Origin of the sequence: Kitasatospora sp. NPDC057015 (genome assembly GCF_042673745.1) — a bacterium.
Taxonomy (GTDB): Bacteria; Actinomycetota; Actinomycetes; order Streptomycetales; family Streptomycetaceae; genus Kitasatospora.
In genome coordinates this window covers 272084-282865 of sequence record NZ_JBHUSG010000002.1, presented here as the reverse complement: position 1 = coordinate 282865, position 10782 = coordinate 272084, and the positions used below count along the sequence as shown (strand labels likewise).

The following is a 10782-nucleotide window of genomic DNA, read 5'->3' as shown; positions in this document are numbered from 1 at the left end:
GCGTACGGCAAGGCGTACCAGATCCAGCTCTCCAACGACGGGACGAACTGGACCACCGCGTACTCCACCACCACCGGCGCCGGCGGCACCGAGACCCTCGCCGTCTCCGGCACCGCCCGCTACGTGCGGATGAACGGCACCGCCCGCGCCACCGGCTACGGCTACTCGCTCTGGGAGTTCCAGGTCTTCGGCACCGCCGCCGCCACCGGCTGCGGCAGCGCCAACGCCGCCCAGGGTCACCCGGCCACCGCCTCCAGCGAGGAGAACTACGGCACCACGGCCGCCAACGCCGTGGACGGCAACACCGGCACCCGGTGGTCGAGCGCCAACACCGACCCGCAGTGGATCCAGGTCGACCTCGGCTCGGCCCAGCCGGTCTGCCAGGTCGTGTTGAACTGGGAGTCCGCGTACGGCAAGGCGTACCAGATCCAGCTCTCCAACGACGGGACGAACTGGACCACCGCGTACTCCACCACCACCGGCGCCGGCGGCACCGAGACGCTCGCCGTCTCCGGCTCCGGCCGCTACGTGCGGATGAACGGCACCGCCCGCGCCACCGGCTACGGCTACTCGCTCTGGGAGTTCCAGGTCCGCACCGGCGGCGACCCGACCAGCCCGCCGACCACGCCGCCGACCACGCCGCCCACCACGCCGCCGACCACCCCGCCGGTGACCCCGCCGCCGGGCAACTGGACCACCGTGTTCAACGAGGACTTCACGGGTAACGCCGGCACCGCGCCGTCCGCCGCCAACTGGATCACCCAGACCGGCACCTCCTACCCGGGCGGTCCGGCCAACTGGGGCACCAGCGAGGTGCAGACGAACACCAACGCGCCCGCCAACGTCTCGCTCAACGGCAACGGCGCGCTCAACCTCACCGCGCTGAAGAACGGCGCCGCCTGGACGTCGGGCCGGGTCGAGAGCCAGCGCTCCGACTTCGCCGCCCCGGCCGGCGGCCAGCTCCAGATCTCCGCGACCGTCAAGCAGCCGAACGTCGCCGACGGCACCGGCTACTGGCCCTCGTTCCGCGCGATGGGCGCCGGAAACCGCGGCAACTTCACCGTCTGGCCGGGCGCCGGCGAGTCGGACATCCTGGAGAACGTCAACGGCCGCAGCCAGCTCTCCACCACCCTGCACTGCGGCACCGCCCCCGGCGGCAACTGCAACGAGTACAACGGCATGACCAGCGGGCTGGCCAGCTGCACCGGCTGCCAGAGCGACTACCACACGTACTCGCAGATCCTGGACCGCACCACCTCGGACGAGCAGATCCGCTGGTACCTCGACGGCCGTCAGGTCTGGCAGGTCAGTGAGTCCCAGGTCGGCGTCGCCACCTGGGACGCGGCCGTGCACCACGGCTTCTACCTGGTGTTCAACCTCGGCATCGGCGGCGGGTTCCCGAACGGGAACTGCAACTGCACCTCGCCGACCGCGAACACCACGTCCGGCGGCGTGCTGAGCATCGACAAGGTGACGGTCTCCACCACCACCGGCAACGCGCCGGCGCCGCTCACCGACCCGGCCGTCCCGGCCGGCGGGTCCACCGTCAAGGTCACCGGCGGCCAGGGCAACTGGGCGCTGACCGTCAACGGCGCGCCGTACCAGGTCAAGGGCATCACCTGGGGCCCGGCGAACACCACCATCGACGCGCACGTCCGCGAGCTCAAGGCGATGGGCGTCAACACCCTGCGCACCTGGGGCACCGACGCCGGCAGCAAGCCGCTGCTGGACACCGCGGCCGCGCACGGGATCAAGGTCGTCAACGGCTTCTGGCTGAACCAGGGCGCCGACTACGTCAACGACACCGCGTACATGGACAGCACGCTCGACCAGATCAAGCAGTGGGTGACCACCTACCGGAACCACCCCGGCGTGCTGATGTGGGACGTCGGCAACGAGGTCATCCTCACCACCCAGGACCACGCCTACAACGGCACCACGGTCGAGCAGCAGCGGGTCGCCTACGCCAAGTACGTGGAGCGGGTCACCCAGGCGATCCACGCGATCGACACCAACCACCCGGTGACCTCCACCGACGCGTACACCGCGGCCTGGAAGTACTACAAGGACTACACCCCGAGCCTGGACCTGCTGGCCGTCAACTCCTACGGCTCGGTCTGCAACGTCAAGGCGGACTGGATCAGCGGCGGTTACACCAAGCCGTACATCATCACCGAGTCCGGCGAGGACGGCGAGTGGGAGGTCCCGAACGACGCCAACGGCGTGCCCACCGAGCCCTCGGACATCAAGAAGCGTGACGCCTACCTGTCCAACTGGGGCTGCATCACCGGCCACCAGGGCGTCGCGCTCGGCGCCACGGTCTTCCACTACGGCACCGAGAACGACTTCGGCGGCGTCTGGTACAACACCGTGCCGTCCGGCTGGAAGCGCCTCAGCTTCTACTCGGTGGCCAAGGACTACAACGGCAACGTGGGCACCAACACGCCTCCGGTGATCTCCGACATGACGCTGAGCAACACCGCGACCGTCCCGGCCGGCGGCACGTTCAACATCAGCACCACCACCACCGACCCCGACGGCGACCTGATCCGCTACCAGCTGCTCTACTGCGCCAAGTACGCGGGCGGCGGCACCGGGTTCGACCAGGTCAGGTTCACCCAGACCGCCGACGGCCGGTTCACCGCGACCGCCCCGAAGAACCTGGGCGTGTACAAGGTCTACGTCTACGCGTACGACGGCCACGGCAACGTGGGCATCGAGACGAAGTCCTTCCGCGTGGTGGCCCCGGTGGTCAACGGGACGAACGTGGCGCTGAACAAGCCGACCACCGCCTCGACCTTCCAGGCGGTCGGCAACGGCGCGCCGTACCCGGCGTCGAACGCCACCGACGGCAACTGGTCGACCCGGTGGGCCAGCGAGTGGGCCGACCCGCAGTGGGTGCGGATCGACCTCGGCGCCGTCACCTCGTTCAAGCACATCCAGCTGGGCTGGGAGGGCGCCTACGGCAAGGCGTACCAGATCCAGACCTCCAACGACGGCACCAACTGGGCGACCGTCTACTCCACCACCACCGGCACCGGCGGCATCGACGACTTCGACGCCACCGGCAGCGGACGGTACGTCCGGATCAACATCACGCAGCGGGGCACCGCCTACGGCGACTCGCTCTACGAGTTCGGCGTCTACGCCTAGGCCCCGACGGCCCGGCGCACGCCTGATCCAGACCCCCTCGGGGCCGGGGCGATCCCCACTCCTCCCGGCCCCGAGGGCCCCCACCCATCCGTTCGACCTGGAGGTCCGATGCGACCCCGCTTCCTGTCCCGCGGCCGACCGCGCCGCACGTCCCTGGCGGTGGCCTTCGCCGCCGTCCTCGCCCTGACCGGCCTCTCCGGAACGGCCCAGCAGGCCGCCGCGGCCGGCGACCCGCTGATCTCCGCGTCCCGCCCGGTGACGGCCTCGTCCATCGAGAGCCTGAACTTCCCCGCCGGCGCGGTCGTCGACGGCGACCTCAACACCCGCTGGGCCAGCACCTGGACCGACCCGTCCTGGATCCAGATCGACCTCGGCGGCACCGCCGCCGTCAGCAAGGTCGAGCTGGACTGGGAGGCGGCCTACGCCAGCGCCTTCCAGCTGCAGGTGTCCCCGGACGCCAGCAACTGGAGCACGGTCTACTCCACCACCACCGCCACCGGCGGCGTGCAGAACCTCAACGTCACCGGCAGCGGCCGCTACATCCGGCTGTACGCCACCGCCCGCGGCACCCAGTACGGGTACTCGCTGCTGGAGTTCAAGGTGTTCGGCCAGGTGAGCACCTCGACCAGCGGCTACGTGCTGGCCAACCCGCAGGTCACCGGGGTCACCCCGTCGACCAACAACCCGCCGCACGCCTACTTCCACGAGTTCCAGGCGAACTGCTCGGCGTCCCACAACCTGCCGGACGACCCGATCGTCTTCCCCGGCCAGGCCGGCGCCTCCCACCTGCACACCTTCATGGGGGCCACCAACACCAACGCCGCCTCGACCCTGGCCTCGCTGAACACGAGCGCCAGCAGCTGCCTGGCCCCCGCCGACCGCTCCGGCTACTGGATGCCCTCCATGTACGACGGGGCGACGGTGGTCAACCCGGTCGGTCTCCAGACCATCTACTACAAGAGCTCGGTGAACGACTACACCAGCGTGCGGCCGTTCCCGCCGGGCCTGCGGTTCGTGGTCGGCAGCCCGTCGGCCACCGCCACCCAGTTCGCCACCGACCCCGGTTACGTCGCGGGCTGGGAGTGCGGCACCGGCTACCACAGCGTCGACCTGCCGGTCGACTGCCCCGGCGGCGGCCAGGTCGGCGTCCGCTACCAGGCACCGAGCTGCTGGAACGGGCTCTACCTGGACACCCCCGACCACAAGAGCCACATGGCCTACCCGGTCGGCGGGGTCTGCCCGGCCACCCACCCGGTGGCGCTGCCGATGATCGAGTTCAAGGTGGCGTTCCCGGTGAACACCGCGAACATGTCTCAGCTCCACCTGTCCAGTGGACGGGGCTTCTCCTTCCACTACGACTTCTTCAACGCCTGGGAGGCGCCCACGCTCGCCGCGATGGTGAACCACTGCATCGTCGGTGGACTCCAGTGCGACCCGCGCGGCTACGACCAGAACCAGCCCGCCAAGGGCGCCGTGCTCAACGCGCAGTACCTGCTCCCCTGACGGTCCCCACCGCCCGACCCGTGCCCGCGACCGCCCCCGCTCCGGCGGGGCCGGTCGTGGGCACGGCCCGTACCGCGGCCCCACCCGCTCCGAAGGAGACCTCATGACCACCCGGCCCCGCCGGCCGCTGTCACGGGCCGCCGCCGTGCTCCTGCTCTCCCTGGCCGCCGCCTGCGGCGCACCGGCCGGGCCCGGCGCGGGCCCGGCGCCGACCACGGGCGCCGCCGCGCCCGGTACCGCCGGGGGCGTGGACCTCGGCCCCTCGCCCGCCGCCCTGATGGTCTGCGCGGGCAGCGTGCCCACCCAGCTGGCCGGGGCCTTCGGCACCGAGACCACGACCCCGCCCAGCGGGACCTGGGCACAGCACCTGTACACCTGCACGTACGCCTACCCCGAGGGCACGCTGCTGCTCACGGTGAAGGAGCTGGCCGACCGGGCCACCGCCGGCGCGCACTTCGAGGGCCTGCGCGGCAGTGCCGGGCCGGTGACGACCGTCGACGGCCTCGGCGAGGCCGCCTTCACCCGGGCGGACGGCTCGACGGTGGTGCGCAAGGACGACTTCGTGCTGACGGTCGACGTGCACGGGCTCCCGGAGCGTTTCGGGAGGCCGCCGCGGAGCCGGCCGAACGTCTCGGTGACGGTCGCGACCACCGTGATGATCTGCTGGAAGGAGCACGTCGCGTGACGGGAAACGTTTCCCGGCGGGCCCGTACCGGGGCTGTCCGGGCGCATTCCGGTGCCGGAGCGCGCTCCGGCGCTGCCCGCCCGGGCCCGATCGGCTCCGGAGGAACGGCTCCGAGCTGTGACTTTCATGGATAGAGCGCTCTCCCATCGTGCTATAAAAGTCACCATGAGCGAAGCCCTCCGGTCCGCCGTCAACCGGTCCACGACCCTGGAGGACGTGGCCCGGGTCGCGGGCGTCTCCCGGGCCACCGTCTCCCGGGTCATCAACGGCATCCGCAACGTCGACCCCGCCATCCAGGAGAGCGTCCGACTGGCGATCGCCAGCACCGGGTACGTGCCCAACGGCGCCGCCCGCTCGCTGGTCACCCGGCGGGCCGGGGCCCTGGCGCTGGTCGTCTCCGGCGCGGGCGCCGAGGCGGACGGCCAGGCCGGTACCGAGGTCTTCACCGACCCCTTCTTCGGGCGGGTGGTCAGCGGGGTCTTCACCGCGCTGCGCCCGCAGGGCCTGCACCCCGTGCTGATGCTCGCCGACGCCCCCGAGGCCCGCGAGCAGGCCCTCGCCTACCTGCGGCAGGGCAACGCGGACGGCGCGATGGTGGTCTCCACCCACGCCGAGGACCCGCTGCCCGCCCTGCTGCTGGAGGCCGGTGTCCCCACGGTGCTGTTCGGCCGGCCCGACAGTCCGCTGCCGATCAGCTGCGTCGACCTCGCCAACCGGGACGGCGGCCGGCTGGCGGCCGACCACCTGCACGCCCGGGGCTGCCGCCGGGTGGTGACCATCGCCGGCCCCTCGGACGTCCGGGCGGCCCGGGACCGGCTGGCCGGCTTCCACGACGCGATGGCCCGCCACGGGCTGCCGTACCTGCCGCACGCCGAGGCGGACTTCACCCAGGCCGGCGGCGAGCGGGCGATCACCCGGCTGCTGATCGAGCACCCGGACGTGGACGGGGTGTTCGCCGCCAACGACCTGATGGCGCAGGGCGCGCTGGCGGTGCTGCGCGACCACGGGCGGCGGGTCCCGGAGGACGTGGCGGTGGTGGGGTTCGACGACAGCAGCGCGGCCACCGCGGGCCGGCCGCTGCTGACCACCGTCCGCCAGCCGGTGGAGGAGATGGCCGCGGAGATGACCCGGATCCTGCTCGACCACATCGCCCGGCCCGAGCGCGGCGCCACCTCGGTGATCTTCGAGCCCTCGCTGGTGGTCCGGCAGTCGGCCTGAGGGCGCGCGCGGGGGCGCCCGGCCGGGCCCGCCATGGGCGGAGGGCGGCCGGAGTGCGGGGAAACGGGCTGGTCGGCGGCCTTCCGCCGGGGGTGCCGGCGGACCGCGGGCCGGGGCGGCGCAGCCCGCCGGGATGCCGATTCCGGATCTCGTGTCGACCATGGACGTAGTTGGTCACCGAAGACGGAGGTCACATCATGTCCATGCTCGACAAGCTCAAAAGCATGATGAAGGGGCACGAGGACACCGCGCAGAAGGGGGTCGACAAGGCCGGCGACATGGTCGACGACAAGACCGGCGGCAAGTACAGCGGCCACGTCGACACCGCTCAGCAGAAGATCAACGACCAGCTCGGCAACCAGTCGATGCCCGGCGAGGACCAGCCGCCGCAGCCCTGACGGCACGGACGTCGGTGCCGCGGGCGCCGTACCCACCCGCTCCCCCCGCCGGCCCCGCCGGCGGGGGACGAGTGGTGCCCGGGCGGCTCCTGCCCCGAGCGGCCGGCACCTCGGGCCCGGGTCGCCGTGGGCTCGTGCTCCCCCGCCCGCCGGGATGGTCGGCCGTGTTACCGGCGGGTCAAAGCCCTGTTGCGTGACAGGGCGTGACCGAACATCGATTGACGGGGCCGTTCGGGCATTCGTACACTCGCAGCGGCGAAGAATGTCAGCTTTGGGCCCCGGCCGGCTGACTGGCAACCCTCCACTGTGGCGGGGTGCCGCCGGGGATAAGCCGGGTGGCATGGGTGTCATGCCGCAAGCACAGGTGCCCCGGCTACACAGGGGGATGGAGACGGTCATGCAGCGCGTGCACGGCAGCCGTGCCGTTCAGCTCAGACTGGTGGCCAGGCTGGCCGTCGACCTCGTCCGCAGTGCCAGCTCACTCTGTCGTTGAGGCCACTCGGCCGCACCCCGTAGAGGGTCGCGGTCCGGTTCGCGCGTCATGCCCACGGGCCCTGTCGGGCCACTGACGCACCTCGTTTCCGGCCTCTCGTACGACGGGTAGCGCAGCGTTGCGCGGCCCGGTCGTGCGCCCTGCTCCAGGAGAGCGGATGCTCACGTCCCCCGCGCGCCCCGCGCGTCCTGTCCATAGATCCGAACTCTCAGGCCGTGACGGCGAGTTGCGGCTTCTTCACGATGCCCTGGACCGCTCGCTGCGCGGCCGGGGCGGCGTCGTCGCCCTGGGCGGAGCAGTGGGGACGGGCCGCACCGAACTGCTGCACGCCTTCTCCGACACCGCCGCCGACCACGGGGTCCGCGTGCTGTCGGCGGCCGGATCGCCGCTGGAGCGGGACTTCCCGTTCGGGATCGTCCACCAGCTGTTCCAGAGCGCCGGACTCGACCCGGCCGCCGACGCCGAGGCCGCACGCCTGCTGGACACCACCGCGACCCCGGCCGACGACGGCAGCCCCCGGCTCACGCCCCGCGCGCTGCACGGGCTCTGCTCGCTGATCCTGAGACTCGCCGAGCGGGTGCCGCTGCTGCTCGCCGTCGACGACCGCCAGGACGCCGACGCCCGCTCGCTGGAGTTCCTGCTCTACCTGGTCCGGCGCACCCGCACCTCGCGGGTGCTGACGGTGCTCGGCTCGCGCGAGACCATGACGCCGCCGAACCCCTTCTTCGAGGTCGAACTGGCCAGCCAGCCGCACCACGAACGGCTCCGGCTCGCCCTGCTGCCGGCCGGCCTGATCAGCGACCTGCTCCGCGAGCGCTTCGGCGCGGATGCCGCACTGCGCCTGACGGCCGAGGCGCACACGCTGACCGGGGGCAACCCCCTGCTCGTCCAGGCCCTGCTGGCCGACCAGGAGGCCGACGGGGCACGGCACGAGCTGGTGGTGGGGGAGAACTACCGGCGGGGGCTGATGAACTGCCTGCACCGGATGGACCCGCTGGCCCTGCGCTACGCCCGCGGCGTGGCCGTGCTCGGCCGGGCCGCCGAGCCCGAGCTGCTGGCCGAACTGCTTCTGCTCGCACCGCAGTCACTGCCCCGGGCGTCCTACCTGCTGCACTCCGCCGGGCTCTTCCGGGACGGCGGGTTCCGTCACCAGACGGCCGGCGGGGACCTGCTGGCCGCCATGACCCCGGAGGAGCTGGCGGCGCTGCACCACCGGGCGGCCCTGCTGCTGCGGGCGTCCGGCGCACCCGCCGCGGTGGTGTCGGAGCAGCTGCGCGCGGCCGAAGGGCACGTCCGGGCACCGTGGGCGGTGCCGGCGCAGCCGGCCGCCGGCCTCGGGGAGGCGCTGGAGGAGGTGCTCAGCGACTGCGACCCGGGCGAGCCGGCCGGCTGGGCGGAGCTCTGGGCACCGGGCGGGACGGCACCGACCGTCCCGCACCGGGCTCCGGGGCATCCGCTCCTCCAGCGGCAGGCCCCCGAACACCCGGACCGGGTCGGCGCGTTCGCCGCCCACCCGGATCCGGTGCACCCGGCGATGCCGCCCGCCGCCACCGCGTGGCCGGCCGGCGCCGAGCCGCCCGCGTCGTCCCCGGCCGCGTCGCCCCTGGCCGCGCGGGTGTTCAGCGCGGAACCCGACCCCCAGGGGCCGTTCACCCAGGGGCCGTTCACCGCGGAGCAGTACAGCGCGGAGCAGTACACCGTGGAGGACTTCACCGCCGGGCAGTTCACCGCCGGGCCGGACGCCGTCGGGCCCGACACCACCGAGCCGGCGCCGTCCGGCCCCGTCCCCCTCACGGCGCTGCCGTGGGTGACCGGCCCGGCATCGGCCGCCGAACCCGGGCCGGCGGAGCCCGTGCAGATCCAGTGCGTGCCCTGGCTGCCCGGTACGGAGGAGGAGTCCGCCGAGGCGGACGTACGGCGCCGGCTGAAGGCCGTCCGCTACCTGTTCTGGCACGGTCGGGTGGGGGAGGGCATGGCGGCCCTGGAGCGCTTCGAGGCGGAACAGCCGCCCGGCGCCGAGCCGGCGGGCCTGCGCGAGCTGCGGGCCTGGCTCGGGTACTGGTTCCGCTCGCTGTTCCCGCAGCCGGTGCCCCAGCCGTCCGCCGGCCGCCCCGGGGAGGACGGACTGGGCGTCCTGGCCGGGCTGCTGGCCGGGCTGCCCCCGGAGGAGCTGGTGCTCAGGGCGGAGCGGATCCTGCGCGACGGGCGGCTCGGCGGGGGCTCGGTGGAGTCGCTCACCTCCGCCCTCACCGTGCTGGTGTACGCGGACCGCTCGGACCGCGCGGCCCGCTGGTGCGAGCCGATCGCCGCCCGGACCGCCACCGCCAACTGCAGCTCCACCTGGCACGCGCTGTTCTCCGCGCTCCGCGCCGAGGTCTCCCTGCGCCAGGGCGACCTGCGCACCGCCGAGGAGGCCGCCCGGGCCGCGTTCGCCCGGATCCGCCCGGAGGGCTGGGGCGTGGCGGTGGGCTACCCGCTCGCCACGATGATCGCCGTACGGACCGCGCTCGGTCGGCACGACGAGGCCGCGCGGTACCTCACCGTCCCCGTGCCGGCGGAGACCTTCCGGACCCCGGCCGGGCTGCACTACCTGGACGCCCGGGGCAACCACCTGCTCGCGGTCGGCCGGCCCGAGGAGGCGCTCGCCGACTTCCGGGCCTGCGGCGAGCTGATGGCCGGCTGGGACATCGACCACCTGCCCGGTCTCGTCCCCTGGCGGATCGGCGCCGCCCGGGCCGAACTGGCGCTGGGGCGGCGGCAGTCGGCGCTCGTGCTGGCCGACCGGCAGCTGGCCGCCCTCGGGCCGGCCGGGAACGTCCGGGTGCGCGGGATGGCCCTGCGGATCCGGGCGGCCGCCGGGGAGCCGGTCGAGCGGACCGCGCTGCTGGAGCAGGCCGTCACCGCTCTGGAGACCGCCGGCGACGGCGCACAACTGGCCGCCGCACTGGGCGAACTGAGCGCCGCCCACCGGGCCGAGGGCGACCCGGGCCGGGCCCGGCTCGCCGAGCGGCGGGCCGGCGGCGGGCCCGGCGGGCCGTACGGCGCCCACCCGGACGGGCCGCTGCCGCCGCCCGCCGGACCCTGGGGGTACCACCCGGCCGAACCGCCCGCGGCGGACCGGCTGAGCGACGCCGAACGCCGGGTCGCCGAGTTGGCCGCGCACGGGTTGACCAACCGCGAGATCGCCCGGAAGCTCTACATCACCGTCAGCACGGTGGAGCAGCACCTCACCCGGGTGTACCGCAAGCTCGGCGTGCGGCGGAGGGTCGACCTGCGCTACTCCCCCTACCTCGGATCGGAGTTGGCCGGGTAGCGGGTAGCGGGTAGCGGGT

General features: G+C 73.4%; 7 protein-coding genes and 1 riboswitch. All 7 genes read left to right on the top strand.

Annotated elements, in window-relative coordinates; genetic code table 11:
- A partial coding sequence (locus ACFTWP_RS02950) for a discoidin domain-containing protein (RefSeq protein ID WP_380261986.1) occupies positions 1–3153 on the top strand: 3153 nt, incomplete at its 5' end.
- 108 nt (positions 3154–3261) lie between these two features.
- On the top strand, positions 3262–4656 hold the full coding sequence (locus ACFTWP_RS02945; protein WP_380261984.1) for a DUF1996 domain-containing protein: 1395 nt from the start codon (positions 3262–3264) through the stop codon (positions 4654–4656).
- Between the two features lie 103 nt (positions 4657–4759).
- The gene (locus ACFTWP_RS02940) at positions 4760–5341 is read left to right on the top strand and encodes a hypothetical protein (RefSeq protein WP_380261982.1); all 582 of its coding nucleotides are present in this window, start codon (positions 4760–4762) and stop codon (positions 5339–5341) included.
- 165 nt (positions 5342–5506) lie between these two features.
- Entirely contained in the window at positions 5507–6559 is a 1053-nt protein-coding gene (locus ACFTWP_RS02935) for a LacI family DNA-binding transcriptional regulator (protein ID WP_380261980.1), read from the top strand.
- A 197-nt stretch (positions 6560–6756) separates the two neighbouring features.
- Entirely contained in the window at positions 6757–6957 is a 201-nt protein-coding gene (locus tag ACFTWP_RS02930; protein WP_380261978.1) for an antitoxin, read from the top strand.
- A gap of 254 nt (positions 6958–7211) precedes the next feature.
- Positions 7212–7324, top strand: a riboswitch (SAM riboswitch).
- A gap of 30 nt (positions 7325–7354) precedes the next feature.
- Positions 7355–7450, top strand: a complete 96-nt coding sequence (locus tag ACFTWP_RS02925) for a putative leader peptide (RefSeq protein WP_380261976.1) — start codon at positions 7355–7357, stop codon at positions 7448–7450.
- A 157-nt stretch (positions 7451–7607) separates the two neighbouring features.
- Entirely contained in the window at positions 7608–10763 is a 3156-nt protein-coding gene (locus ACFTWP_RS02920) for an AAA family ATPase (RefSeq protein ID WP_380261974.1), read from the top strand.
- Positions 10764–10782 lie beyond the last annotated feature (19 nt).